Origin of the sequence: Halomonas sp. A3H3 (assembly GCF_000982975.1) — a bacterium.
Classification (GTDB): Bacteria; Pseudomonadota; Gammaproteobacteria; order Pseudomonadales; family Halomonadaceae; genus Vreelandella; species Vreelandella titanicae.
In genome coordinates this window covers 2,869,818-2,895,856 of record NZ_HG423343.1, presented here as the reverse complement: position 1 = coordinate 2,895,856, position 26,039 = coordinate 2,869,818, and the positions used below count along the sequence as shown (strand labels likewise).

Here is a 26,039-nt window from a genome sequence, read left to right as displayed (position 1 = left end):
TCTCTGCTGCCACTGCTCGTTAAAAGATCACCGCAGACCGTTGCCTGATCGGTCAATACAACCGGCTTAGTGTCCCGGGTGATGATTAAGCGACTCTCCACTCCCCTATTTCGCCCCATTACTGTTCCTCCGCTGCTGTTTTATTCATCCCACTGCGCTGGCGCTTCGTAGCTCGCCACCTCAAAAGCATCGACGTACATGCGCTGAAACCCCGCCGCTTCCAGGCTTTGAATCGCCGTGTGGCACGCGAGCGGTAGCCGCGTTTGTAGCGGCACACCGCTTAGACTCAGCCGCGCAGCGGTCAGCAGGCGTGCGCCATGGCCGCTGCCTTTCCACTCTTGGCTGATAAAGAAGAAGCGCAGTTGCCAGGCGGCTTCGTCATCGGGTCGGCACGCCAACACCATCCCCAGGGGCGGGCCATCCCCATGGCGCAGGGCGAGTAAACGCCCCTGCCAGTGCTCAACGTGCTCTTGCTCGCGCTGCAACCACACCTGGCGATGCAAGGTAAATTCCAGAGCACGGCGCAGCGTATCCAGGTAGGCCTTGTCACGCAGCACCCAGGGCGAATGCCCTTTTGCATCGGCACGCTGGACGGCTTCGATAAAACTATCGATATCCCCCTCGCGGGCGCTTTCAAGCGCGCGGGAAGATGCTTGGCCATTAACATCAGGGTCGCTATCCACATGACCACCTGGGTGGTCATGGGTCGTGCTAGCTGAGGGGGAGAGCCACTGCTTAAGTTTCGTCAGCATAGGGCCCTCGTTCTGCATAGAGTGCCGACGGTAACTGGAAGCCTGCGGCGGGCGAACGGGTAAAGGGGTTGGGGGCGCTATCGGTAAATAGGCGATAACGCATAGCGCCCCCGTCCACGTTGAAACGTAGCTCTAACTCACGCTCATTAACGCTGGTGATGTTTGCCTCTTCCAACAGCCGGAACCAAGCCCAGGCGCCATCGCGGGTTATACTCCGCGGCGAGTGATTTACCTGGCTGGGCACCATGGTGATGCGGCTATCCGTGCCGCCACGCAACGTATTTGGCCAAATCATGGAGACCCGACTACTGGCGCTGTGAGTGTAATCAATGAGCTGGCCATCGGCACTGATCACACTGCGCCGCTTGTCGGGGCTTAAGCTGATCGGCTCAAGAGCGAACTCGACGTCTAGCGCACCATCAGGGCCAAAATAGGCACGGCGAATTTGTTCCGCCTGTGACACGGCGGCAAACACGCTTTCACGCAGTAGCGAATTACCCTGGGTATCCACCAGTTGCTCAGGCGCACCTTCGATAAAGGGCTGCAAGTTATCCTGATAGAAGTTGTCGAGGATACCTTCAGGAGCAAAGAAGGCTTCAAAGTCGCTTAGCGAAGCATCCCGGCTTGCACTGGGCACCAGCGGATAGCGCCCGGCTAAACGCTCTTGATAGGGTGCCACTACCTCATCTATCCAGATATTTTCCAGGTGACTGATAGCGCTTGCCATGATGAGCTGCCAGCTTTGATCCGCCAGGCTTTTCAACATGCTTGCGACAGGCTCGGGCGAGCTGTCAGCAATACGCTGCAGGCGATAAATTGGGTCATCACCGCGCAGCGATAAGCGGTCACGCGCGCCGATGAAAGCGGCGCGCCCTGGGTCGCTGGCTTCTTCTATATCAAGCAGGTAATCGCGCAGCTCCGTTACCGCCGATTTGATCTCTTCCAGGGAGGAGGGATCCCCCTCTTGAGGATTGGAGAGCTTGTTAATCGCGGTAAACTGCTGCTCGATATCGTGAGCAAGCTGATAGCGCGGTGAGCGCTGTAGCGCTTCACGGGCTTCCTCGTCATCTTCAGGCAGTTCCGGATAGAGACGGGTATTCTGCTCGACCGCTGCTAACAGACGGTCTAGGGGGCGCTCTGCGCTGACCAGCGCATCGGCGACCACCGCTGCCTGATGAATGTCCGGCAGGGGCACAAGCTGGGTGTTGCGCAGGGCATCACGCCAACTCACGCGATAGTCACTGACATAATAGTCACGCAGGGCGTTTTGCAGTTGCTGACGGTCAGCGTTGCTGAAGTTGATGTCTTCGCGCTGATCCAATACCCACAAGTCGATAAGCGCTAGCTCGGTTGCCCTATCAAGCTGTTGCAGGAAGTGATTTTCGAAGCCACCCCGGGTAACCAGATACGGCAGTTGCACATACGAGGGCTCATCGTTACGCGCCATAAACACCGTGTTGAACATCGACCCCACCTGACGGCGCAGGTCGAGAGGGTCTCCGCGACGGCTACTGTCAGCTTTCATGGTGGCGTAGACCCGCTCATCCATCGGCAGGCGTGATAGGTCGTCAATCGCGGCGACTAAGCTGCCGCGTAGTGGCGCCATGGCATATTCAGCGCGCCGATTACCAGCGGCAACCCGGCTTTCCAAATCGCTGTGCTGCAGGGCGTAATCTAAATGAGCCAGTAAGCGGTCTTGGATTTCACCACGCTGGGGGAAATCCGACTGCCAACGCTGCGCCATAAAGTCGTGTACGCGTTCGGGCTGGCGGCCACTGGCGTCAGACATCATGCGCAAAATGCGCAGCAGCGCCAGCTTGGCGTTACTGCCCTCTTCTTCGCGGTTCATGTCATCCATGATGCCCACCATCAACGCCGGCAGGAATTGGTACTCCAACATGGCGAGGTAAGCATTCTCTAACTGGCCACCAATAATGTGGCCTTGATAAAGCCCCATATCAGCAAGGAAAGGTGTGTGTGTACGGTAGCCCTCGAAGGTTTGCATCGCATCGCGTAGGCGATCCAACGGCGCCAGCATTTCGTAGCCCGTTGGGTCGTCGCTCTGAAACTCTTCGGGATGGGTGGCCAGGAAAGTTTCCGCCCGATGCTCGACGGTGGAAAGCGAGGTCGCGTTTTTCTGGTAGAAATGACTCCACCCACCGATCATTACCGCACTCACTAACATGCAACCGACGATGCACGCCTGGCGAGTGCGCTGGCGGCGGCGGGCTACTTTGGCGTTGTCACCGGCCAGGCCAGCTTCTGGATAAATAACTTTTTCAAACAGCTCTTCGGTGAAATACAGGGCGCTGCGCGTGGCACGGTGCGCTGGCTGAACACTTTCGGGCATGCCATAACGGCGGGCCGCGGCATCAACGAAAGGATCTTCAGGCACCCCCTGCTGATAAACCGAGGTGAAATAAGTGCCGCGTACAATCGCCGCGGTGGAAAAGCGGTCGCTGGAGAGCGCTTCGGTGAGGAAGCCGAGCAGCACATCGCGCAGCCCTGCTAGCTGGCGCACAAAGCGAAACACCGACTCCCGTTCTTCCCGGTCACGGCACTCTGCCAGCATGGTGGGCATTGCGCGGTTAAGGCGTTCCAGCATATTGTCGTAAGCGGCGGCGAACTCTTCTTCCCACTGTCCCGGTGTATCAATGGATTTAGCCGAGAAGGTAAAGCCTAACGGCGCCCGCCGTGCAGCACGGGAGTAATGGCGGAAGAAATCGTCAAAACCGTGCAGCAAATCCATTTTGCTGAAGGTGACGTAAACCGGTAGTCGGCTGCCGTGGCGCTCCATCAACTCGCGCAGGCGGCTACGTAACAGCGTCGCGTACGCTTTACGAACGGCTACCTGGGCGTGGCTAAGACGGGCAAGATCCAACACCAGCACAACGCCGTCCAGCGGGCGGCGTGGCCGGTTACGCTCTAGCCACTCGGTGAAGTGATCCCATAGGCGGCTATTCAGTTCGTCAGGCTCGCCCGTTTCCAGTGCGCCTTGGGTCAATAACTCACCATCAGGGTCGATGAGTATCGCTTTATCGCCAATCCACCAGTCAAAACCAAAGCGGTTTTTCTTGCTGCTGATGCCAGAGGCTTTCATGACATTGGACAACGCGAAATTTTGCCCCGAGCGATTGACCAAGCTGGTTTTGCCCGCGTTTTCAACGCCCATGACCAAATACCAGGGAAGACGATAGCGGCTGCTGTCCCCACCGCCAACGCTATCAATGATTTCGGATAGTACGCTGTTCAGCGAAGTTTCCTGCTGGTCGATACTTTCCTGAATGGGGTCTGACTGCTGCGACTCCATATCCTGCGCGAGTTCATCGGCTTTGCGCAGTCGACGGGAAAGCCGAACGCCCCAAATCACCGCCACTAACGTTACCAGCGCCAAGGTGGCCAGTAACCGATTGACCCAGGGGCCTAATGGGTAGCTGTCTCGCACTTCCCAACTAGGTCCTAACCACCAGATAGCCACTAATAGGAGCACGATTAATACGCCCCACATGGCCATGGAAAGCCGCCCTAGCCCCTTGACTCTGTTAGCTTGCGCTTTGGCGCGATTGTGAGTGCTCTGTGCACGTGAAAAGCCGGGCACCCAGCGGCTCAGCCTTGATTTCAATGTTCCCCACATGAGCCTTTAATCCTCGTCCCTAGTGATAAAGTCGATCATCGTTGCCATACCCTGAGGTCATGTCCTAAGCGATGCCTGAAGCCGCGAAACCAGCGCTGGTTCCCACTGCTCTAAATCAAGTTCATTAACAGTTTGGTGCAGCGTGCTGTAGTACTGCTGGGCGAGCGTTTCTAGCCCCGCCTCCTGCAGCAAATCAGCGCTGGCCAAGCGCCAGTACGTGCTCTCGCGCAAGGAGCGTGCCGACGCTAACCCCTGGTCAAGCACCTGCAAGGCAGGCCCTAACCCTTCACTCCCCATATAGCTACGCGCTTCCTCTAACCCCGCATGCCATGCTTCACCGCCACCGGCGCCGTCATTTGCACCGCTGCCCGCGCCGCTATACAGCCACTGCTGCGTTTCCTTATCTAAAAAAGGCGAGCCATCGTTAAACGTTAATGACTCAATACCGGGGAGCCTTTCCACGAACCGCACCGACTCATCACGAATAGCCTCAGCGCAGCGCGGCCGCCCTAGGCGCTTGGCCAGCTCGGCACTCAAGCGGTGTCCTTCTAGCCAGTAGGGGCTGACCGCAACGCTTTTCTCTATGCGCTGCCAAAGCGCTTCGTCACCGCCCCGGGAAAGCGCCTCTCGATAATCCGCCACACGGTCAGCAGCCACAGGGGCTAACTCGGTACGCCCTCCTTCCCTTGCAGCAGGTAACGCCTGGATGGCGCTCCAGATGGCATAGCGACGCAAGCGGTATGCCAGCGGCTCGCCCGGGTTTTGCTCGTTTAGAAAATCGGCCATTTTGAGCAGAGACTGGCGGTTGGCGCGTTCATTGCCCGCCTCCAGACGCAGTTCGGGGACTTTTGCCCCACCACCGGGCTGCTCAACCTTTTCAGCACTGCTGGAGGAAGAAGACGCGGCCGTCCGTGCATCGCCACCGGACGCGTTGCCGCCTTGAGAGTCCGATGCAGCACGGTTTTGATTAGGCTGTTTTTCATCCAGCAGGCGCATCAGCTCGTCAAGTGAGTCAGCGGGCAACTGCTTGTCCGCGGCTAACGTTTGCAGTTTTTCCAACGAGTGGCGGCAGGCCAGAAACTCATCCTCGGCATTATGAAAGTCTAGGCCCGCGGCAAGCTTCAGCGTGCGTTGGGTAAATTGCTGGAACAGCCTGGGCCGCAACTTAGCCCCACGTGCGCCATTGAAGGGGTATGCCAACGCCCACCAGGCTTCAAGACAACCGGCCAGCAGCCTTAGGGAAAGCGCGAAACGCACGCCATTGCCTTCATGCTGCAGGCAGTGCAGCAAGTGTCCCAACACCTTTAGGTCTTTGCCCTTATGGCTGAGCATAGTGATGGCTAATGCTTCTGCCGTATCCCAATCAACGTCTTGGTGCTGCAATGAGCCGACCTTCATCATTTCAGCCTCAAGGCGCAGGTAGTCGGCGCTGTCCTCCAGCACAACGCCGATCTCCTCGCCCTGCTCATTGGCAGGCAGAGGCGCTAGCAGGGGTTCAAGGTGACTATCCGCCGTTATACGCATCACGAACTCCTATACCCACTACCAGCGACAGGCGCTGCGAAGCGGTTGAATTTGCTGACGCAGTCCTGATACATCAAAACGCAGCCCGTCCAGAGCCGCTGCGTCGCTACTCAACACAAGCTCGTTGGCGCTCAATAATTGCCGCAGCGTTTCAATGGCGGGCAGGCCGCGCCCACCGCTTACCACGTGGCCGTCATCGCGCACTCGCCATTGTTGAGAGACATCACGTCCATCCGCGACGACCCGCAACGACACGCGGGGGGTATCCAAGGCATTGGGCAGGTGCACCTGGAAGCGGGTAATTAACTTCTCGCAGGCCAGTACTAATACGGGCCGCGGAGGCGTTGTGCCCCGCGCGGGCACCGTCATTAATACTTGGCTTCCCTCGGCGCTGACTATCAGGCCAAAGTCATCGGGATTGCGTTTCTCCTCTTGGCTGACAACTGCGTGCCAAAGTGGCGGCAATTCAGCGCTATCACTTGGCGTGCTCTGCTCGTCCAGGAACAGACTGTCGTAGCACCCCAGGCGATCCAAACGGGAGCTTTCTTGGCCACACTGATGCGCCTGTTCCAATACCGCCGCGCTATCCTCTGCTTGTAGTGCGCTGCTCATGCTTAGTAGCCAGAGGCAAATCAATAGCCTGTGCTGCCATCGGCAACTTACGAATGTCACTTTCATTTAGCATCCAGTTCTAGCAATTGGCATTTGTGGGAGAGCGTTCGCTTGGGTATTCCCAGGCTCTCTGCTGCAAGGGCACGATTCCCGCCGTAGTAAAGCAATCGCTGGCTAATCAATTGCGCTTCATAATCGCGAACCGCTTGGCGCAGATCATTGATCTTATTCAGCGTGCCGCTGGCTTCTGATGTCGCTGAATCAGCGCCACTGGCGGTATCGCTGGGCAGGAGCAAGGCTTCAATATCGACACCGGCGGGGGTCATGGCGCAGGCATAATCGATCAAGTTTTTGAGCTCACGCACGTTGCCGGGGTAATCACGCTCTTTTAGCTGCCGCAACGCGGCGGGTGTGATGCCCATCTCACTGCGTTCTTCCCGTGCACAGAAATCAGCAACAAAGTGCTCGGCCAGAAAGGCGATGTCTTCACGCCGTGCCGACAGCGAAGGCAGCGAAAGCGGGAACTGGCCTAAGCGATAATAGAGGTCAGCGCGAAACCTCTGCTGTTTGATCTGCTCGCGTAGCGGCTGATGGGTAGCCGCAATAAGACGCAGGTCTGCACAGCGTTCTTCATTCGACCCTAAGGGGCGATAGCGGCCGCTCTCCAGCACCCTGAGCAGTTTGGCTTGCAGCGCTAGCGGCATATCGCCGATTTCATCCAGAAACAGCGTACCGCCGTCGGCTTGGGCGATGAGCCCTTCCCTGGCCTGGTCAGCGCCTGAAAACGCCCCTTTGGAGTGGCCGAACAGCTCCGACTCGAGCAGCGACTCGGGGATCGCGGCACAGTTAATCGCCATGAACGGCGCCTTGGCGCGTGCCGAGAAACGGTGAATCGCTCTCGCCACGAGGTCTTTGCCGGTGCCGGTTTCACCCTGCAGTAGCACCGCTAAATTGGTTTCGGCTGCACGAATCACCTGCTGTCGAAGCTCTTGCATGGCGATAGAGTTACCCAGCAAATCACTCGCCAGCTTGGCCGCTAACCCCTGGCGCCGGGTGTTGTCGTTGAGCTTGGCTAACGAGTCACGCAATACCGCTGATTTCTGACGCTCTCCCTGACTGCTTGCCAGGCGCGACCACAACCGGCACAGCAGGGCCTCAAAAGCGACAAAATCGCTACACTCCATAAGCTTCATCAAGGTTGCCGCTTCCGTGACGAAGGCCAGCACGCCTAGCCACTCACGGGAACTGTCCTGGAGTCGTAACGGCCTCACGTGTAGCCGCAAGTCACCACTGAGGGAGGCTATTTGGGCTTGAAAACCGGGATGATCAAGCCGGGTACGCGCTTCCCCCACGCCCAGTGTCACCGGCTTACCGGTGCGGATGGCATGGGCATAGGGGTGACTAAACTCATCACAGTTGAAGCGCGCCTCACTATTATCACGGCCTACCCAGCGGCCACTGCTGTCCAGATAGAGGCACTCCACCCACGCCAAGCCCAGGCTATTACCCAGCAGTTGCCGACTGCGTAAGCGCAGCTCCCGTGGTGTGGTACTTTCAACCAACGCAAGCGCCATGGGCATAGCCGCCAGCCCAGCTAAAGGCTGCGCTTCGCTAGCATTGCGCTGGTCAAGAGCCTTTACCTGCATGGCGCTATGCCACCTCCGCAGTAAAGACACCGCTGTCGGCATCCGTGCCCAACACTACCCGGCTAACGTTCTCGCGCCGTGCCATACGCTCAAGCAGGGCACGGGAAAGCGGCGGCAGCAGTTCACCGTCGATCACCGACTCCAACATGCGTGCGCCGTTTTCACTCCGCGTCGCACGTTTACAAATTGCCTCGGCCAGGCTGTCATCCAGCACCACCTCGGCATGGCGATGGCGCTCACGGATGCGTGTTGCCAAGGTATCCAGCTTGGCCTTGACGATGTCACGCAGGGTATCGCCGTCCAGCGGCAAGTAAGGCACCACTTCCATACGCGCTAATAGCGCCGGTTTAAAGAACTCAGCCAGCACCGGGTAGAGCGCGGCATCCAGCGCTGCTGGGTCATCGCCATAGCTAACGATGGCTTCGTAGCCCAGGTTAGAGGTCAGGAAGAACAGCACGTTTTTGCAATCGATAACGCGCCCTTCCCCGTCGGCCAGTTCGCCTTTATCAAACGCCTGGTAGAAGAGGTTAAGCACATCGGAATGGGCTTTTTCGACTTCGTCCAGCAGCACCACCGAATAAGGGCACTGACGGATCGCTTCGGTGAGTAGCCCGCCCTCGCCAAACCCGACATACCCCGGCGGCGAACCAATCAGACGTGAAACCGTGTGCTTCTCTTGGTATTCCGACATATTGATCGTGGTAAGAAACTGACGACCGCCATACAGCTGGTCGGCAATTTGCACCACGGTTTCGGTTTTACCCACGCCGCTGGGGCCTACCAGCAGAAATGCGCCCAATGGCCGCCCCGGGCGACGGAGATCCGCACGCGCGGTTAGCAAGTGGCGATGGATACGCTCAATCGCACTGCCCTGCCCCTGGATTAGCGCATCCAGATGGGTCGGCAGTTCGGTGAGGCGGGTTAGCTCGTCGCTGGTCATACGCTCGACCGGTACGCCGGTCCAGTCGCCAATCACCTGGGCAATTTGCGCCTCTTCAACGCTGGGATTAACCAGCGCAAACGTCTCTTGCAGTTGGGCCAGCTGCTGCTCCCGGTCGGCGAGTTCTTGATGCACGCCCTCGGGAAGTTGATCAACGGCATCATTATCCGTTGCCTCTAGCAGTTGGCGGTGTAGCGCCACAATGGCATCGACGCATTCGCGCTGCGCTTGCCAGGCGGCTTCCAGGCTTGCCAACTCCTCTTCCAGCTTGGCTAAGCGTTCGGTTAAGTCGTGGTGGCGTTCACTATCCGGTTCGCGCCCCAGCAGACGTTCACGCTCGACCTGATCGCGCTCACGCAGCGCGGCGATATGTTCACTCTGTAAGTGGCTTAGCTTGCGGGGCGGGGTATCCAGAGCCTGCGCCAATCGGGTACAGGCGGTGTCCAGCACATCAATGGCTTTGTCAGGCAGTTGCCGTCCGGCCAGGTAACGGGCAGAAAGCGCAGCGGCAGCACGCAGGCCGCTGTCGCCGATCAGCACGCCGTGGGCGCGCTCATACACATCCCGCAAACCGCGCAGGATGACCAGCGCTTGCTCAACGCTTGGCTCGGAAAGCGCAATGGGCTGGAAGCGTCGCGACAGCGCCGGGTCTTTTTCAAAGTACTTTTTGTACTCACGCCAGGTAGTAGCGGCGATAGTACGCAGCTCGCCCCGGGCCAGGGCAGGCTTGAGCAAGTTGGCCGCGTCACCGCCACCTTCCTGGTTACCAGCACCGATCAGCGTGTGTGCTTCATCTATAAATAGCAGCGTGGGACGCGGGGCGTTTTTGACTTCGTCAATCACCGCTTTAAGGCGCTTTTCAAACTCGCCTTTCACCGCGGCACCGGCTTGTAGCGCCCCTAGATCAAGGGTCAGCAGCTCGACATCTGCTAGCGCAGCGGGTACTTGCCCCGCCACAATGCGTGACGCTAAACCTTCTACCACAGCACTTTTACCCACCCCGGCATCGCCAATCACAATGGGGTTGTTTTTGCGCCGACGCCCCAGGATATCGAGCATTTGGTCGATTTCCGGGTCGCGCCCCAGCACAGGGTCAAGCTCACCATTGCGCGCCTGTTCGGTCAGCGAGGTAGCAAAACGGGCGAGTGCGCTGTCATCGCCAGCAGGATGAGCAGCCTGGCGTTGTTTAGCGTCGGCACCCTCCCGAGGTGCTTCGGCTGAATCGGCCGTAAGACGCTCCAAGTGGCGGCGTAGATTTTCGCGATTGATATCTTCCAGTAGCGCCGTGCTCTTCGGACCTAAATAGCGCGGGGCGTTGTGCAGTAGCGCCGTGAAAAGCACGCCGCTGCGAAGCGCTTGATGTCCATACTCGGTGGCTGCCAGTAACCACGCGTCCTGCAGCAGCTCTACCAATAACGGCGAAAAGCTGGGTGTCGACACCTCAAGATCACGAGGCGGACGGCTCTCCTCAGCCATTCGTGCGCGCAGCTCCTCGACATCAATATCAAGCGTTTCCAGCAGTAAGCGCACATCACATAGCGGCTGGTCGACCAGCGCCAGCAGCAGGTGCCCGGTGGTCACCTCCGGTGCTTGCTGCTCTGCGCACAGCACGGCGGCCTGCTCGAGGCCATGACGAGAAATTCCATTCAGTCGACTAATAAGCGCCGGTAGCTCTACCCTAAGCATGCTATCTCCTAACGATAAATCTGATCGAGTAAAGCTCTGACTTGCTCAGCCTGCTGATCCAGAGACCAAGAAAGCCCCAAATAAATACCCACCAACGTAACGCCGAACAGGGCAAAGATGGCCCACAGCGGTAACCCCTCGTGCATCCCTTTGCCACGCCCTTTCACCACATGCCTAAGTGGCTGGGTCAGCATCTCATCTGGCGGCTCATCAAGTGACGCCAGTTGATCGCCCAGCGCGCGTACAATCTGGTCGTACTCTTCACGACCATGGGTTTTCACCCGGTAACGCCCCTCAAACCCAAGGCACAGGCACAAATAGATAAAGGCCAGCATGTCGCGATAGCGATGAGGCTCTTGCTGCAGCCGCGCGAGGATAGAGAAAACTTTTTCGCCACCCCAGGTCTCGTTATGAAACCTCGCTAGCAGCGAGTGCTCAGCCCACACGCTCTGCCTCCCCCAGGGCATGCCCATCACGGTTTCATCGATAAACGAGCAAAGCACATAGCGGTAGGCGAGCAGTGTCGGGCGGTCATACCCCTGTTCGGTTAGCTCAATTTCGATAGAGGCAATTTCGTCCACCACCTGACGATATAAGCGCTCGAGATCATCAGCGCCGTCCACCTGTCGGACGCGCACCGCCATGCCCAGCAGGCTGCTCGATGCATCGACCAGCGGGTTTAAGTTGTGCCCGCGCAGCCGAAACCAGTAGTCCTCGTCAGCATTGAGGTGTTGGGCATGGCTATGCACCAACTGCTCAACGCCGCTGTCTTTTATGTGGTCTTCATGGCGAACCGGCTCACCCATCGGGTAGTCGTTTTTGGCGTCATCTTGATGCGTGGCAATATCTTGCATGGCTTAACTCCTGATCGCCCAAAACTGCATTTCCAACCCGGGAAATTCGCCCGCCACGTGGAAGGCAAAACCGCTTGCGCCATCCAGCATTCCCCAGGCTTCGCTTTGTCGGCTGAGTTGGAAGTAGGTATAGCCCGCGTGATAAGGCAACTCGCGAGGGGCCACCGGTAACGGCTCCAAGGGCACACCCGGTAATTGCAGACTAATAAGGTCGCGAATACGCTCGACGCTGGCCACTTTGGTTTGCTGTAGAAACTGCTTACGCAGGCGCTCGTTGGGCATGTCGGCACGCACTGCCAAAATGAATTCGGCTGTTTCAAACAGGCTGGTATCCGAGAGCGGCGCCACCAGTAAGCCAAATTTCCGTGCCTGTATCTGAATGGCGATCGCGCGGGGTTCAAGCACGGTGGAGAGCGCTTGGCGCATCATCTGCATCAAGGGCCGGAATCCGCGTTCGGGATGCTCATGGTCATAAGCAGGGCACTCAGGCGGCAAACGCGACTCATCGGTAAACGTCACCAACTCACTAGCGATTTCATACATGGTGTCGTAGAGCCGCTCCGGGTGAACTTGCCCCAAGCGTGACAGATGCTGAAACCGTGGCTGGGCGCGGTTCAGTAGTTGTAACAGCATGAAATCGGTCACATCGGCAACACCTGCCTGATTAGGCGTCGACAGCCGCTGAGCAATATTGCGCGCCCGCTCTCGCATCAAACCGGCCATCTCACCCACAAACCGCTGCAGGCTTGGCGCTGCTTGCACGTTCATTAAGGTGGGAATAAATTGCTCATCCAGTACCAAGCTGCCGTCGGGGCGGCACTCTAGAATGCGCGTAACGGCCAAGCAGGCATAACCACTGCGGTCTTCTTGCTCTAATAACAAGCGCGGTGAAACGCGCGCGACGTCCAGGTCGGCCATATCACCGTCGCGGGAGTGCAGGTCACGCACGCTGCGCGGCGAAAGGCGATAACGTGCGGGCAGTTCGTCATCGGGCCAGCGCACTTCCCCGACGCTATCCGTGGCCAATGGCAAGCCTAAGTACACCACTTGATTGGTAATGCCCGAGTCTGCAACTTCCAGCGCAGAAGGCTCTAAATCATCCTCAGGCAATTGGAAGGCAACGCCATCGGGCATGACGCCACTCGCCCGGCTAATCGCAATCCGGCCAAAGCTTAAAAACTCGTTGTTCAACTCCAGGGTTAAAAATCCGTATAGATAGTGACTAACCCCTTTAAGCCGCGTATCAATCAACCCTTCAAGGCTGCGCTGCTGCTGTTGAAAGTGCTGCGGCTTGATAAATAGCCCTTCACTCCATACCACGCGATTGCGACTGGCCATCACTCTTCCTTCCTTAGTTCTACTTCACTGTTGCGCAGATGAACCAGCAAGTGATAATTCTCTGAACTGGCCTTCACTTTGACGACTTTCTTCCACTCCGCCTCGTTTGGCTCAGCGTAGAACGCAATCAAACCGATATAGCGCGTGTCCTCTTCAATGGCGAAGGGTTCGTAGAATTTCCACTGGCCAGGTAGCAAGGTGAAGTCGTCATGGGCCAGATAGTTCGTGCCCAATGCCGCCTCCATATCCTCACTTAACTGATCCATGTCGGCCGCCATTAGCATGGAGTCATCTTTAAGCTGCAAAATTTGAAAGCGCAGCGGCGTCCCCTCGCCATCAATATTCGGGTTCACATCGGGCTCTGCGACCATGCTTAAATCGACCAGCGTGGGCTGATCTTCTGGATAGCCCACCGGTATCGAGGGGTCTAGCATGACTTCCCAGGCTTTACCGGCTGCCTCACGGGTCGAAGCACAGCCCGTGATTGACAGCAGCACGATAAGCACACCTACAAGCCCGAGGCTCTTGGCCTTGCTCATGCGTCCTCCCGCTGCTGGCGACGAACAGACTGGTCATACGCCTGCTCGAAAACCTCCCAGAACAGTTTTTGGAAGCCTAGCTGGCGGCCTGAGTTAAGCTCATGGTAGTAGTGGCGGTACATTTCCCAGGCCCAGCCGTTTTCATCTTCAATGCGGGTGCCTGCCCCCCGGTATGCATGGAAACGTTTGAGCAGCGCTTCCGGTGAAAAGGCATCCAAAATAGCGGTTAGTGCGTACTCAATGGCTTCTTCTACTGCCGCTTGGTGGTGGCCTTGATGACGCAGGCACTCCCCCACCGCTTCCGGCGCCGAAAGGTGAACTGGGCTACGTTGGGCCGAAAACATCGTCTCGACAGTGGCCTCGTAAGCTTGGCCAAGGCGCAGGGGGTTATCTTCGATAGGCTGTAAACGACGATCCCGGAGGGGGTATTTGCTATCGTTTTGGGTTTGCTGCAGAGCACGTAAGCCATTAATAGCAGCCCGTAACGTATGGCCCGCTTCTTCAAGAAACGCCTGCTGCTCTTCGCTATCACGGAAGGGTATGTCGATATCCAACCCCCTTAATAGCGGGTCGGCCCCCACATGGCCAAGGGAACGGCCACTAGGCTTTTGCCAGCGATCCTCTAACTGCTCGCCAACGGAACGTTCGAGGTCATCTATTGCCCGCTCATCCATGCTACTGCTCCTCTCTGTCTGGTTGCCTGCTGTATAGCCGTTTGGCGAATGACTGCTTGGTGAATAACCGCTTGGTGAATAGCTGTCCGGTGAATGGCTGCCTAGCTTGCGTTTGATCGCTGGCATGCGAACAGCGCCTTCGCGCCGCTCTTGCTGGTCACGGCCCACACTTCCTTCAACGCGCCGCTCGGAACCCAGCAACTCCGACATGTCTTCAACGGATTCGGAAAGCTGGGCATTGGCAGAACGGGGGTCGAGAGCAGCCATTGGGTCTTCATGCCCCACTCCACGCGCTACCCCGCCAAGAGCCTCCATGGGATCTTCTTTTTTTGCGGCTTCCGTACGTAGCGGCTGGTCTTCTTGAACCAACGGGCGGCCATAGGCATCTACCGCCTCCTGCTCTTCATTGACTAACGAGGCCAGAGGTTGAGCACCGGGTTGAGTACTCTGCCGATCACCCAAATGCACTTTAAGACGGTACTCGCCGACTAGCACTTCATCGCCCTCGCTCAAAGCGACCTTACGGTTTCGCCCAATCGGCAGGGTGGCGCGATTGATAAAGGTGTGCCCGCTGCTATCAATCAGGCAGAACTTGCCGTCAATTTTGCTCACTTGGGCATGCTGCGGGCGAATTCGGCCGGCGTGATCGTGCAATAACCAGTCATCATCGGTTGAGCAGCCTAGGGTGCCGCCGACTTCATGAAAGACATGACTACTTGTCGAACGGCCTTCTAGGCGCTCACTATTGGCAATGACCAGCGTTACAGCGGAAATTGGGTTGGCGTTCATTGTTTAACCTGTCATCTGAATACGCACTCGGCGGCGTTTTGAGGCGCTGCCGGACTCGGGATTAACAAAGGTGGTCCAGCCGAGCTGGCAGGTGCCAGCATCGCCTAACCGCATCGGCTTTACGGCGCTGGGTAACAGCTCTAGCTCTAGGTCGTAGGCCAACGGCTCGCGCAGCACAAACTCAACCAAGGTGCGCAATGGAGCATGCTCCCTGCCATCGGGTAGGAAGTCGCGAAAACGCTCCAAAGTAAGACCAAATAAACCCAGCACAAATTTGCCGTTAACATCAGCAACGCGCTCACCGGCCACTACATCGCTGCCTAACGTCATTGCTGCCATACCGCTTCGGCTGCGTTGATCCATCGGAATCTGAACCCAGCGATGTACCCACTCTTCAATCTGCACATCATCAAGGTCAAAGCAGTGCCCTACGATGCTGCAGACGACCTCGGGTGAACGCGAACGGCCTGCCAGCAAACCGGCATAAGCCAGCATCTTGCTCCAGTTAATAGGCGTCTCAACGCGCAGGTCACTGTCCGCCAACCCCACCAAAGCAAAAATGGCCGCCGAAAATCCATCGCTAGCACCATCCTGATAGCGGATGTAGTGGCGATATTTACGCCAACTGCGGTGCACTAACGCCAGTAAGCGGTTATTGAAAAAGTCCAGGAAATCGCCTGCAACACCGTCGTGGTGGGCGGCCTCATGCGCTAATGTTTCAAGGTAATAGCTGGGCAGCGGCGACTGAGACCCCTGCAGACCCAAGAAGCTAACTTCCAGCTCATAATGGCCCTCAGGCTGAAAAGCCAGTGAGAGCACATCACTGCTGGGAAAGCCTAGTGACGCTGAAGCGCTATAGCGCACGCGCTCAAAAGTGGGCGCGCCTCGCTGAGCGCACTCTAGGTCATCGCCATGATGACGGTGCAGAAGCTCTACTAGCTGATAAAAATCGTAACGCCGCGCCTTTGCCATCAAAGGGGCAAGCGCTACATCAGAGGCTGTTGCCCCGACTGTAAGGTCCATTTGTAGCGCTCGTGATTTTGACGGTTAATAACATGCAGCTCATGAAACGAGTTGATGCTGGCGTACAAGGAGAAGAACCGCGCCAGCACACTGCCAAATAAATACAGACTCCCTTCGTCGCCAAAGGCATCTTGATCTAGCGTCATGACCGAACGCAGACCACGAATGGGCAGCCCTCTTTTCAGCCGATCAATGGGCTGGGTTTCAATGCTAACAATGCCTGCCAGCCGTTTTTGAGCCACTCGCTCGGCCTGCCTATCGACCAAGGCACGGAAATCGTAAGCACGCAGCACAGAACACAGCGCATCACGCTCCAGTAGCGATAAGTAGTTAAGCGATAGATTAGAAATCAGTGTCCATAGCAAGCTGCCATCCAGCGTGGGGCGCAACACTGGCGTGGGGCGGGTGATATTTTGAAACATGGCATACGAGGGGCTCTCTTCCGTTGAGTAGCAAATATCGCCTACCGTCAAACGCTCAGGCAGCTCTCGATTACTACACGTCAATCCGAGCGAGACGGTTTCGGACATGCCGATGTAGCTGCGCTCATCGCCACGCACAAAGGAGATGTCGTGATCAAACCCATCCCCGCGCAAGCTGTCGCGCACGCGAAGACGGTAGTAGGAGGCATCGTTGCCACGGTCTCTCTTGACTTGGTGTTGAAAGCTTTCAAAAGGCACGTACTCACGCGGCGTACCGCGCCCTTTACCGGTCTCGTTCTCTAACCAGCCTTCCACCTTATCGACGCTAAAAATTTCATAGTGGCCGGGAGATCGACTATTGGGGTGAATGCGGTATTCACTGCGCTCCCCGCTAACATCAACAGGCTCTGCATCGTGAGAGAACAGGTTGATCGCCGGCGAGCAATACAAAGCGAAATGCTCGTCTCTCACCCGTGCGTCGGTCGGTAACGTACGCTCAAACTCTAGGCGCAAAATAATTTTGTCTGCGGGAATGGCCGGCAAGTGTTGGCTCAGGGCTGTTACATCAAAGAAATGGAAAGCCTCTGGAAAACACAAGTATTCCTGCAGTATCCGATACCCTTGATACACATTCCTCGGGTAGGGCAGTAGTGCATGATGGCGATCAAAACCAACCGGCTGCAGCAACTGCTTGGGCAGAGGCAGCCGTTTGCCATCAATTTCCAGCTCTACGCGCGCTAGGTAGTGGCTCATCCACAGGTAAAGCGTGCGCGCTGTATAAGCGTCTCCACCCAGGTGCAGACGCAATGTATCAATCCCCATCGCGCTGAGGGGCTGATCACTATGTACATCAAGCGCCAACTCAACAATGGAGGCATCGCGTGTATGGCGTGCCTCAACCCCCGCATGTTCGAGCGGATAGAGCGTCACGTCATGACAAGTGCGGAACATGCAGGTAGTGCCATCCACTGGCTTACTGGCTAATTCCGTACCCCGCTCCAGGAGCTGATGGGTACTCAGCGCATGCCACGTAGGGGTAAATTGCACCACGGTCATGCTAGGCACCGGGCGCAAGTAGTTCGGCCATAGCATGCTGATCAGCGAATGGGTAAGTTCGGGGAACTCATCCTCCACTTTTTCGCGCATACGGCCAGTTAGAAAGGCAAAGCCTTCTAATAGACGTTCAACATCAGGATCGGTACTGCGCTCTGACAAGAAGCGACTCAGGCCGGGGTTGCCCTCCGCAAATTCTCGCCCTTGGCGCTTCAGAAAATTGAGCTCATCCCGGTAATAGCGATTTAGCATTCGGGCCTCGCAAGCCTATCAGTTAAGACACTGATAGCGCTTATTATTGAGCAATAAGTCGATCGTGGCGTGGGCGTTATCTCGCCCTAACGCTACGGTGGCATGTACTTGAAAATGCAGTTGTAAGGGATCGCCATTATTGGGTAATGACTCAACTTCAACGTGCTGAACCCGCGGCTCAAAGCGTTCGATGCATTGCCGAATGGCGCGCTGGATATTCAGCTCTAAATCCAGCACGCCGATCGTTGCATCATTGAAGTCCAGCAACCCCAACTCAGGCTCACAGGCGCTATTGCCCGGATGACTGTTGAGCAACTCCACTAAGTGTCGTTTGATCGACTCAACAGTTTCCGCCAGCCTCTCATCCTCCCCATGCGCTAACGGCTGTTCAGGCATCGCAAGACGCTCAAACAGACGGCTACCTAGCAGGCTGCCATGGTTAATAGCCATGATGGAGAGGTTCCCTTATTCCTTGTCGAGACGCCCGACTAACGACAGCTCAAAGTTGGCACCCATGTACTTAAAGTGCGGGCGCACCGACATAGACACCTGGTACCAACCCGGATCGCCTTCGACATCCGACACCTGAATAGAGGCGGCACGCAGCGGGCGGCGGCTGCGTACATCGGAGGGCGGGTTCTCTTGGTCGGCCACGTATTGGCGGATCCAGGTATTCAGCTCACGCTCAAGGTCTTGACGCTCTTTCCATGAACCGATCTGTTCACGCTGGAGCACTTTAATGTAGTGAGCCAGGCGGTTGATGATGAACATATACGGCAGTTGAGTACCCAGTTTGTAGTTGGTCTCAGCGTCTTTGCCTTCGGGCGTGTTCGGAAATACCTTGGGCTTTTGTACGGAGTTAGCCGAGAAGAAAGCAGCGTTATCGCTGCCCTTACGCATCGTTAACGAAATAAAGCCTTCTTCAGCCATTTCGAACTCGCGGCGATCCGTTACCAGCACCTCGGTGGGGATTTTAGCCTGCAACTGACCTAGCGCTTCGTAGGTGTGGACAGGCAAGTTTTCAACCGCACCGCCGCTTTGGGGGCCAATAATGTTCGGGCACCAGCGGTATTTTGCAAAGCTGTCGGTCAAGCGCTCGGCCAGCAGGTACGCCGTATTACCCCAAAGATAATGGTCGTGATCTTCGCTGACGGTTTCACGATAGTTAAATGTCTTGATGGGGTTTTCGACCGGGTCGTAGGGCATCCGCAGCAAGAAACGAGGCGCCGTCAGACCTAAATAGCGCGCGTCTTCTGACTCGCGCAGACTACGCCAGCGCGCGTACTTGGGCCCTTCGAAGATGGCTTTAAAATCTTTGATATTGGGCAGCTCTTCAAAGCTATCGATGCCGAAGAAGGAAGGCGCCACCGCTGACAGGAACGGCGCATGGGCCATCGCCCCTACAGCAGCCGTGTGCTGCAGTAGTTTCATATCAGGGGTCGAGGGGGTGAAATCATAATGCCCGATAATCCCTGCTACCGGCTCACCGCCAAACTGACCATACCCGCCAGCATAAACGTGTTGGTAGAGCCCGCTTTGGGTAATTTCCGGGGCAAACTCAAAGTCATCCAGCAGTTCTTCTTTGGTGGCGTGAAGCACATCAAGCTTAATATTTTCGCGGAAATCGGTGCGGTCGACCAACAGCTTCAAGCCACGCCACGCAGACTCCAGCTGCTGAAAGCTATTGTCGTGAAGAATCTCATCAACTTGCCGACTAATTTTCCGGTCAAGTTCAACGATCATGCTATCTACAACGGCTTTATTAACCTGCGGGGCAGCGTTCTCGCCGCTTAACAGTTCGGAAATAAAAGCGGCAACGCCTTGCTTGGCAACGTCGTAGCCCTCATCCGCTGGCGCCATACGCGTCTGCGCCATCACTTGGTCAAGTAAAGAAACCTCTTCCTGGGCTTCCACCGTTTGGCTTTTCTTTTGCGCCGTATCACTCATAGAGATGCCTCGAATACAATCCGGTTACTGGACTAGCACGAAAATAAGAATGCTTAATCGTTACGATTAGGGTCAGAATCAAGCAGCTCTAGCTCCGCCAACAGCTGCTGACGCGTTTCGTCACTTTCGAGTAGCTTCTGCAAACGATCACGAAAAGCAGGTACGTTGCCCAGCGGCCCCTTCAATGCCACCAACGCCTCCCTTAATTCGACTAGCTTACGCAGCTCCGGCACCTGCCGAGCGATACTGTCGGGCGCAAAATCATAGAGTGATTTAAATTCCAAATTGACGGCCAAATCGCTTGCTTCACCCTCTTCTTGCAACCGATTGGGAACCGCAGCCTGCAAGCCAAGGTTCGCTTCGCGCATAACAGACTGGAAGTTATTCTTATCAACAGAAACAGCTTCACGCTCCTCAATGGAGGTATCTTCCTCGCCTCCCTTGAAGTCACCGACCACCAATAATTTCAACGGCAGTTCAGTCTCGGCCTGCTGATCACCTGTAGCGGGTACATACTTGATATTGATGCGCTCTTTCGGCGCGACCGTTCCTTGCTTAGCCATGGTTTTCGCCCGTAAAAATTAGAACATTTTCGATTCAAAGAAGAATGCTTATTAATTGCGGGAAAGTACCGGATTTACACCGAAAGTACCAAATGGCTCTAAGCAGGTATTGCGACAATCTGAGAGAAGAAGACTTTCAAGAAGGCGTATTTTACGACCTTTTTCGCGAATTTTAGCAGCACAATAAAAGTAACTAATTAAAACTAATTTTTAAAAACCGCATTTGTAAGAGATCTCTTACAAAAACTGTCAGTGATTTCTTACAAAACGGAGAGCAAAATTCATACAAGAGAGGTGCCTAAATGGGCAGCGCCGTCATTTTTAGCGGCAAAAATATTGCTCCCATGGCCCTATTTCTGCTTAAAATTCCAAGAAAGGCTTTAGTCATAAAGCAAGGTAACGGTAGATGCAACCCAGCGTTACTAAGCGCTTGTAGATGTAACGAGCAAGCAAGCAAGTTCTTGCCCTGCCAGGCAATATCTTGCCCAGCACAGGCAACTTTTTGCCCCGCAGAAAGAAGCGCCCTACGCAACAAACACATAACATATTGATATATAAAAAATTTAAAAACTTGGCCCTGAAGTTGCTCTATTGTCTGAGTCCACGTGACATTTCTTTAATTTTTCAGTCAAGGAGCAGACCATGCCAACACCATGTTATATCAGCATCGAAGGCCAAACTCAGGGCAACATCACAGCAGGCGCTTTTACCCCTGACTCCGTAGGCAACATCTACGTTGAGGGCCATGAAGACCAAATGCTGGTACAAGAATTTAAGCATGTCGTTACCGTACCCACTGATCCGCAGTCTGGTCAGCCATCCGGTCAGCGTGCACACAAGCCCTTTATCTTTACCGTTGCCCTGAACAAATCAGTACCGCTGATGTACAACGCACTAGCGTCTGGTGAAATGCTGCCCAACGTTGAGCTGAAGTGGTACCGCACCTCTGTTGAAGGTAAGCAGGAGCACTTCTTCACGACCACGCTGACCGATGCCACTATCGTTGACATCAACCTGCGTATGCCACACGCCCAAGACATCACCAAGTCTGAATTCACCCAGTTGATGGACGTGTCACTGGCTTACCGTAAAATTGATTGGGAACACACTGTTGCTGGCACCTCTGGTTCCGACGACTGGCGCGCCCCGATCGAAGGTTAAGCTGTTGCTAATAGCCTAGCCCTGGCCTGAAAAACAAGGCCTGAAACAAGCGAAGCCCCTTCCACTTGGAAGGGGCTTCGTCGTTTCTGCTCTATTGCTGCAGGTGTTTCGCTATTGGTATTGCGCCAAGGCTCTGGGATTAAACAAACCGCCCCAAACCTACCGTTGAACGGAGACGATCCATCGTTACAACAGCTTCTTCCCGCGCCCGTTCGGCGCCTTTTTGCAACACAGCCTCAATGTGGGCCGGGTCTTCCATCAGCGCATTATAGCGTTCACGCGGCGCGCTCAAGTGTGCATTCAAGTACTCAAACACTTGATCCTTAGCCGCACCCCAGCCAATACCGTTCACGTACTGCTCACGTAGACTAGCGGTCTCTTCAGGTGTCGCAAAAGCGGAGTAGATTTGAAACAGCGTGCAGGTGTCTGGATCTTTCGGCTCACCGGGCTCCAGCGAGTTGGTCTTAATCTTACGTACCAGCTTCTGCAGTTTTTTCTCAGCGGAAAAGAGCGGGATCGTATTATCGTAGCTTTTGGACATCTTGCGCCCATCCAAGCCATTCAACAGCTGTACTTTGTCGTCTACCACGGCCTCAGGGAGGGTAAAGTGCTGCCCTTTATAAAGATGGTTAAAGCGCCCGGCGATATCGCGCGCCATTTCAATATGCTGAATCTGATCGCGCCCTACCGGCACCTTGTTGGCGTTAAACATTAAAATATCCGCCGCCATCAGCACAGGGTAACCAAAAAGGCCCATCGTAATGCCTTTATCAGGATCCTGATTTTCTGCCTCTTCGTTTTCAGCCACCGCTGCTTTGTAAGCATGGGCGCGATTCATCAAACCTTTGGCACATACGCAGGAGAGCATCCACATCAGCTCGGGAATTTCGCCAATATCAGACTGGCGATAGAAAATGGCGTTATCGGTATCCAGCCCTAGCGCAAGCCAAGTCGCGGCAATCTCCAGGCGAGACTGCTGCACCCGCTTAGGGTCTTGGCACTTGATGAGGGAGTGATAGTCAGCCAGAAAATAGAACGACTGCACGTTGGGATCCTGGCTTGCCTCAATGGCGGGCTTGATCGCTCCAACATAGTTGCCCAAATGGGGCGTGCCGGTGGTGTTGATACCGGTGAGGACGCGGGTTTTTGCGGTCTGGCTCATGGTTTTTAGGCTCATCATTGAACGTACATTGCCGTATGATACTTGTATGAACCTGGGGATGCGACAGGCAGAATTTGGTTTTACAATATCCGCAGAGAGTGGTGAGGATTTACAAGAGCATTATGCCGTTATCATTCTGAAAGAAATGCTCAATCGATGAAAAGAAAATAGGGGTCACTAAAGGCAAGCGGCTCTTCCTGATCATCATATACAGCTCCAAACGCGACGAAGCACTTTTCTCCATCAACAAGCAAAGGAAAATAAAAACACAGGAAGGCCTCCCCCTCACACTGATCTACGACCTGCCCAAGCCCTTTGATACTCTCCCAATTCATCTTTTCAATATAATTTTGGTCATAAGACTCACTACCCCAGTTTATTGTTTCGAGATTCTCCTCAACCGCTTTTGCGTAAGCCGACTCTGCATTCATATTGGCTTGCGCCACTATCCGGTAGTTACCTGCCAAATGCTCATTTATGATTGCTGACTGCATGCCGGCAGTCCCCAGTAGCAGTGCCCCGGCTAGTAGCGCCATGACGATGACCAATGCAGCGCCTTTCTGACGATTTTGCAGAGTCATCAGTCGTCACCAAAATCGATATTTTCTGACAAACCCTCTAATGCTTGACGCATAGAGAACTCATAACCATATACTGACAGTAACTCCCAAACACTCAGGTCAGCATTAATACTATTGACATTATTGAATACAACAGAGCCATTGGAGATAACACTACCAACAAACTCAACGCCAGACATGCTTAAATTGACACTACCCGCTCCCCAGATAAGTCCTCGAAACAGTGCATTGGTATTATTGCCATTAAAATTAATTTCGCCACCAGCAACAATGGCGACATCAGTGACTGAGGAGTTATCATTCTGCTGTATTGAAATGTCTTGCTCTACTACGACCACCTTTCCACTAAGTTCAGTCACGTTTAACTTATTTATATTTCCATCGCAATAAAAGACCTTGCCCGATGAAAACATGATTTCGTTTTCGGTACAGGTAGCAATCACGCCGTCCAGATTTTTAATGTTATTGATATAGCCTGTGTAGTAATCATGCGAGTCGCTTGATTGCGGAGAAGGGATAATCGATGGATCTAAATTTGAGTTAACCGTTGATTCACTTACCAAGATATTTTCCGCACCGCTCACGGCACCTCCCGCAATCACTGCATCGCCCTTCCCCTTCTGACTGGTAGGAGTATCAAAGAAGCTGGCATATATGCCCTGTCGCTCCATGACATGAAATACAATCGCCTCACCATTGTTCTCTAAGGGCAGTTCCACCCGGTAAAGCGGTGCGTCACCCGACACAAGTTCACCTAACACGTGCTCGTCCTCATTACACTGGCTTGACGAATCATGATTCGGTACATCTTTAAGAAAACTTACCATCGGCTGCCCATTCTCTTCCTGATCCGCCACCGTACAGCTACAGGCATCCTGATTCCGTTCACACCGTAACGTATAGCGACCCGGCCCACTTTGACGAATTTCACTGGTAAGCCTCTGGGCAATAAAAATCAGGTTCTCTTGCTTACGGCTTACCTTGTCAACATTTTGAAAGGTCTGAAAGGTCGTTAGAAACAGTTGGCCAGCCCCAAGGATAATGACCGTGCCGATTGCCAACGCCACCATCAACTCCACCAGTGTAAAGCCCTGCTGACGCTGCCTCATGGTGAGCTCTCGACCTTGGGAAGAAGAAAGAAGTAGCTAAATTGATCGTCATTGTTCTCGCCCAAGGCCACAGTCACGTCAATGCGACAATCACTTCCACTGTCACCTTTTGCAATCCGGCTTTGGGAAGAAGAGGCTCCCCGTAGTGGTGTCGCACCACTATTTTGAAACCAATGCTCCTTCCATGCACTCTGCACGCCGGAGATGTCGATATCCTCGCAGGTCTGGCCTGTTTCGAGCGTGGCTAGCTGAGCCCAAAGCCGCTCCTGAGCATCCACAGCCGCAACACTTGCCACCGAACGCTGATAGCCTGCATTGGCACTTTGCAGTGCTTTAAGCTGCATGGCGGCAACGCCGATCAGGCCAATCGAGAGAACCACCAGTGCGATTAGCGCTTCCAATAAGCTAAAGCCGCGCTGAGAGTTTATGACTCTCTCCTTCCTGCGAAGGCTGTCCGATGTGCTAATCACCAGCGTTACAGAAGGAGCTGAAACACTTTGATGGGTGGGGTTTAACGTCATTTCGCAGGGAGAGCCAGGATAGTTGGAAGTGGCAGCGTCGCCCACACTTTGAAAGCGTTGTCGCCTTAACTCACCAACAGGCATTGGGTAACCTTTCGCCATTCGAACTTAAGGTTATATCCTCTTCACAGCCATCATCTTGAACGGTGCTCGCAGTCAGTAGGTAGCCGTCACCGTTAATACTCTCAGCAATCTCATAATTTTTTTCGGGAGATAACTCACTGATGGTGCAATCGCTATAGCTGTAAGAGCGCGTGTAACAGCGCTCAAGCTCTGAAGCGGCTTGCATAAGGCCTGCGTGGGCGTCGGTTCGCACTGATTTTTGCACGTAGCGGGTATAGCTGGGGTAGGCAATGGAGGCGACGATGCCGATGATCACCAGCACAATCATCAATTCAATGAGGGTGAAGCCGCGCTGGCCATTCAGTAAAGAATGGCCAGTCGAAAGATGAGAGGTATAAGACACGCGGCTTCGCTCCTGTATTAGTGGGCTCATACCGTTTTAGTATGTCGCAAACTAATACGCATTGCATTGCGAGGCCTATGGTTAGCTGCTGGCGATCACCTTTTCACGCAATTCCTTTGGCATAGAGAAAGTAATGGTCTCCTCGCGGCCCTGTAGCTCTTCAGGTAATGCAGCCCCCATGGTCTGCAACTTGGCAATCACACCTTTCACCAATACTTCAGGGGCACTGGCGCCTGCGGTGACGCCTACACGCGCTACGTTCTCAAGCCACTTGGGGTCGATCTGGTCAGCGTTATCGATCAAGTAGGCGGGCGTGCCCATGCGCTCAGAAAGTTCTCGCAAGCGGTTAGAGTTGGAGCTATTGGGGCTGCCCACCACCAGCAATAGATCGCTCTGGGACGCTAGCTCACGTACTGCATCCTGACGGTTCTGCGTGGCGTAGCAAATATCGTCATTGCGTGGCCCCTGAATCTCGGCAAACTTATCGCGCAGCGCGTCGATCACCTTAGCGGTATCATCCATCGACAGCGTAGTTTGAGTCACGAAGGCCAGCTTTGAGGGATCATTCACCTCCAGCTTAGCGACGTCTTCTTCATCCTCTACCAAGTAGATACGCCCACCGTGGGAGGTGTCATAACGCCCCATAGTGCCTTCAACTTCCGGATGGCCTTCATGACCAATGAGAATGCACTCTTGACCACGCTTGGCGTAGCGCAATACTTCCAAGTGCACTTTGGTGACCAGCGGGCAGGTGGCGTCGAATACCTTCAAGCCCCGCCGCTCAGCATCGG

Annotated in this window: 22 protein-coding genes; 1 reads left to right on the top strand and 21 read right to left on the bottom strand. The window is 55.0% G+C overall.

What is annotated here, in order from left to right; all coding sequences use genetic code 11:
• Positions 1–140: 140 nt before the first annotated feature.
• The 15 genes from HALA3H3_RS12795 to tssB form a co-directional block, all read right to left on the bottom strand.
• A complete protein-coding gene (locus HALA3H3_RS12795) occupies positions 141–752 on the bottom strand; it encodes a GNAT family N-acetyltransferase (protein ID WP_022522002.1) in 612 nt (203 codons plus the stop codon).
• Positions 736–4,386, bottom strand: a complete 3,651-nt coding sequence (gene tssM / locus HALA3H3_RS12790) for a type VI secretion system membrane subunit TssM (protein WP_022522001.1) — start codon at positions 4,384–4,386, stop codon at positions 736–738. Before tssM ends, HALA3H3_RS12795 begins: the two co-directional genes overlap by 17 nt.
• Before the next feature lie 57 nt (positions 4,387–4,443).
• Positions 4,444–5,910: a type VI secretion system protein TssA gene (gene tssA, locus HALA3H3_RS12785; RefSeq protein WP_022522000.1), complete on the bottom strand. Its 1,467-nt coding sequence runs from the start codon at positions 5,908–5,910 to the stop codon at positions 4,444–4,446.
• Between the two features lie 18 nt (positions 5,911–5,928).
• Positions 5,929–6,522: a type VI secretion system-associated protein VasI gene (gene vasI / locus HALA3H3_RS12780; RefSeq protein WP_223828105.1), complete on the bottom strand. Its 594-nt coding sequence runs from the start codon at positions 6,520–6,522 to the stop codon at positions 5,929–5,931.
• Positions 6,523–6,584: 62 nt separating this feature from the next.
• Positions 6,585–8,168: a sigma-54 interaction domain-containing protein gene (locus HALA3H3_RS12775; RefSeq protein ID WP_022521999.1), complete on the bottom strand. Its 1,584-nt coding sequence runs from the start codon at positions 8,166–8,168 to the stop codon at positions 6,585–6,587.
• Between the two features lie 4 nt (positions 8,169–8,172).
• Complete coding sequence (tssH, locus tag HALA3H3_RS12770) at positions 8,173–10,794, bottom strand: type VI secretion system ATPase TssH (RefSeq protein ID WP_022521998.1); 2,622 nt, start codon at positions 10,792–10,794, stop codon at positions 8,173–8,175.
• An 8-nt stretch (positions 10,795–10,802) separates the two neighbouring features.
• The gene (icmH, locus tag HALA3H3_RS12765; protein ID WP_022521997.1) at positions 10,803–11,648 is read right to left on the bottom strand and encodes a type IVB secretion system protein IcmH/DotU; all 846 of its coding nucleotides are present in this window, start codon (positions 11,646–11,648) and stop codon (positions 10,803–10,805) included.
• 3 nt (positions 11,649–11,651) lie between these two features.
• Positions 11,652–12,986 (bottom strand): type VI secretion system baseplate subunit TssK, encoded by a 1,335-nt coding sequence (gene tssK, locus HALA3H3_RS12760; RefSeq protein WP_022521996.1) that lies wholly within the window; start codon positions 12,984–12,986, stop codon positions 11,652–11,654.
• Positions 12,986–13,525 (bottom strand): type VI secretion system lipoprotein TssJ, encoded by a 540-nt coding sequence (tssJ, locus tag HALA3H3_RS12755; protein ID WP_022521995.1) that lies wholly within the window; start codon positions 13,523–13,525, stop codon positions 12,986–12,988. The genes tssK and tssJ overlap by 1 nt, the downstream gene beginning before the upstream one ends.
• Positions 13,522–14,988, bottom strand: a complete 1,467-nt coding sequence (tagH, locus tag HALA3H3_RS12750; protein ID WP_022521994.1) for a type VI secretion system-associated FHA domain protein TagH — start codon at positions 14,986–14,988, stop codon at positions 13,522–13,524. Before tagH ends, tssJ begins: the two co-directional genes overlap by 4 nt.
• 3 nt (positions 14,989–14,991) lie before the next feature.
• Positions 14,992–16,011: a type VI secretion system baseplate subunit TssG gene (gene tssG / locus HALA3H3_RS12745; RefSeq protein WP_022521993.1), complete on the bottom strand. Its 1,020-nt coding sequence runs from the start codon at positions 16,009–16,011 to the stop codon at positions 14,992–14,994.
• Entirely contained in the window at positions 15,975–17,738 is a 1,764-nt protein-coding gene (gene tssF / locus HALA3H3_RS12740) for a type VI secretion system baseplate subunit TssF (RefSeq protein ID WP_022521992.1), read from the bottom strand. The genes tssG and tssF overlap by 37 nt, the downstream gene beginning before the upstream one ends.
• 18 nt (positions 17,739–17,756) lie before the next feature.
• A complete protein-coding gene (tssE, locus tag HALA3H3_RS12735; RefSeq protein WP_022521991.1) occupies positions 17,757–18,188 on the bottom strand; it encodes a type VI secretion system baseplate subunit TssE in 432 nt (143 codons plus the stop codon).
• Positions 18,189–18,203: 15 nt separating this feature from the next.
• Entirely contained in the window at positions 18,204–19,685 is a 1,482-nt protein-coding gene (tssC, locus tag HALA3H3_RS12730) for a type VI secretion system contractile sheath large subunit (protein WP_009287536.1), read from the bottom strand.
• A 53-nt stretch (positions 19,686–19,738) separates the two neighbouring features.
• Entirely contained in the window at positions 19,739–20,248 is a 510-nt protein-coding gene (gene tssB / locus HALA3H3_RS12725) for a type VI secretion system contractile sheath small subunit (protein ID WP_022521990.1), read from the bottom strand.
• A gap of 642 nt (positions 20,249–20,890) precedes the next feature.
• Between tssB and HALA3H3_RS12720 the strand changes: the two genes are divergently transcribed.
• The gene (locus tag HALA3H3_RS12720) at positions 20,891–21,409 is read left to right on the top strand and encodes an Hcp family type VI secretion system effector (protein ID WP_009287534.1); all 519 of its coding nucleotides are present in this window, start codon (positions 20,891–20,893) and stop codon (positions 21,407–21,409) included.
• Between the two features lie 139 nt (positions 21,410–21,548).
• Here the strand turns inward: HALA3H3_RS12720 and HALA3H3_RS12715 are convergent, their stop codons facing one another.
• The 6 genes from HALA3H3_RS12715 to ispH all read right to left on the bottom strand — a co-directional run.
• Positions 21,549–22,571, bottom strand: coding sequence for a tryptophan--tRNA ligase (locus tag HALA3H3_RS12715; protein ID WP_022521989.1), 1,023 nt, complete (start codon positions 22,569–22,571; stop codon positions 21,549–21,551).
• Between the two features lie 149 nt (positions 22,572–22,720).
• Positions 22,721–23,152, bottom strand: a complete 432-nt coding sequence (locus tag HALA3H3_RS12710) for a hypothetical protein (RefSeq protein WP_022521987.1) — start codon at positions 23,150–23,152, stop codon at positions 22,721–22,723.
• A complete protein-coding gene (locus HALA3H3_RS12705; RefSeq protein ID WP_022521986.1) occupies positions 23,152–24,261 on the bottom strand; it encodes a PilW family protein in 1,110 nt (369 codons plus the stop codon). The genes HALA3H3_RS12710 and HALA3H3_RS12705 overlap by 1 nt, the downstream gene beginning before the upstream one ends.
• The gene (gene pilV / locus HALA3H3_RS12700; protein ID WP_022521985.1) at positions 24,258–24,866 is read right to left on the bottom strand and encodes a type IV pilus modification protein PilV; all 609 of its coding nucleotides are present in this window, start codon (positions 24,864–24,866) and stop codon (positions 24,258–24,260) included. The genes HALA3H3_RS12705 and pilV overlap by 4 nt, the downstream gene beginning before the upstream one ends.
• Positions 24,853–25,248 carry a type IV pilin protein gene (locus tag HALA3H3_RS12695; protein ID WP_022521984.1) on the bottom strand — a complete coding sequence of 132 codons (396 nt, stop codon included), beginning with the start codon at positions 25,246–25,248 and terminating at the stop codon, positions 24,853–24,855. Before HALA3H3_RS12695 ends, pilV begins: the two co-directional genes overlap by 14 nt.
• Positions 25,249–25,329: 81 nt before the next feature.
• A partial coding sequence (gene ispH, locus HALA3H3_RS12690; RefSeq protein ID WP_053856976.1) for a 4-hydroxy-3-methylbut-2-enyl diphosphate reductase occupies positions 25,330–26,039 on the bottom strand: 710 nt, incomplete at its 5' end.

Coding starts and splice junctions, on each gene's coding strand:
- HALA3H3_RS12795 (WP_022522002.1), bottom strand. CDS start 752: ATGCTGACGAAACTTAAGCAGTGGCTCTCCCCCTCAGCTAGCACGACC.
- tssM (WP_022522001.1), bottom strand. CDS start 4,386: ATGTGGGGAACATTGAAATCAAGGCTGAGCCGCTGGGTGCCCGGCTTT.
- tssA (WP_022522000.1), bottom strand. CDS start 5,910: ATGCGTATAACGGCGGATAGTCACCTTGAACCCCTGCTAGCGCCTCTG.
- vasI (WP_223828105.1), bottom strand. CDS start 6,522: ATGAGCAGCGCACTACAAGCAGAGGATAGCGCGGCGGTATTGGAACAG.
- HALA3H3_RS12775 (WP_022521999.1), bottom strand. CDS start 8,168: ATGCAGGTAAAGGCTCTTGACCAGCGCAATGCTAGCGAAGCGCAGCCT.
- tssH (WP_022521998.1), bottom strand. CDS start 10,794: ATGCTTAGGGTAGAGCTACCGGCGCTTATTAGTCGACTGAATGGAATT.
- icmH (WP_022521997.1), bottom strand. CDS start 11,648: ATGCAAGATATTGCCACGCATCAAGATGACGCCAAAAACGACTACCCG.
- tssK (WP_022521996.1), bottom strand. CDS start 12,986: ATGGCCAGTCGCAATCGCGTGGTATGGAGTGAAGGGCTATTTATCAAG.
- tssJ (WP_022521995.1), bottom strand. CDS start 13,525: ATGAGCAAGGCCAAGAGCCTCGGGCTTGTAGGTGTGCTTATCGTGCTG.
- tagH (WP_022521994.1), bottom strand. CDS start 14,988: ATGAACGCCAACCCAATTTCCGCTGTAACGCTGGTCATTGCCAATAGT.
- tssG (WP_022521993.1), bottom strand. CDS start 16,011: ATGGACCTTACAGTCGGGGCAACAGCCTCTGATGTAGCGCTTGCCCCT.
- tssF (WP_022521992.1), bottom strand. CDS start 17,738: ATGCTAAATCGCTATTACCGGGATGAGCTCAATTTTCTGAAGCGCCAA.
- tssE (WP_022521991.1), bottom strand. CDS start 18,188: ATGGCTATTAACCATGGCAGCCTGCTAGGTAGCCGTCTGTTTGAGCGT.
- tssC (WP_009287536.1), bottom strand. CDS start 19,685: ATGAGTGATACGGCGCAAAAGAAAAGCCAAACGGTGGAAGCCCAGGAA.
- tssB (WP_022521990.1), bottom strand. CDS start 20,248: ATGGCTAAGCAAGGAACGGTCGCGCCGAAAGAGCGCATCAATATCAAG.
- HALA3H3_RS12720 (WP_009287534.1), top strand. CDS start 20,891: ATGCCAACACCATGTTATATCAGCATCGAAGGCCAAACTCAGGGCAAC.
- HALA3H3_RS12715 (WP_022521989.1), bottom strand. CDS start 22,571: ATGAGCCAGACCGCAAAAACCCGCGTCCTCACCGGTATCAACACCACC.
- HALA3H3_RS12710 (WP_022521987.1), bottom strand. CDS start 23,152: ATGACTCTGCAAAATCGTCAGAAAGGCGCTGCATTGGTCATCGTCATG.
- HALA3H3_RS12705 (WP_022521986.1), bottom strand. CDS start 24,261: ATGAGGCAGCGTCAGCAGGGCTTTACACTGGTGGAGTTGATGGTGGCG.
- pilV (WP_022521985.1), bottom strand. CDS start 24,866: ATGCCTGTTGGTGAGTTAAGGCGACAACGCTTTCAAAGTGTGGGCGAC.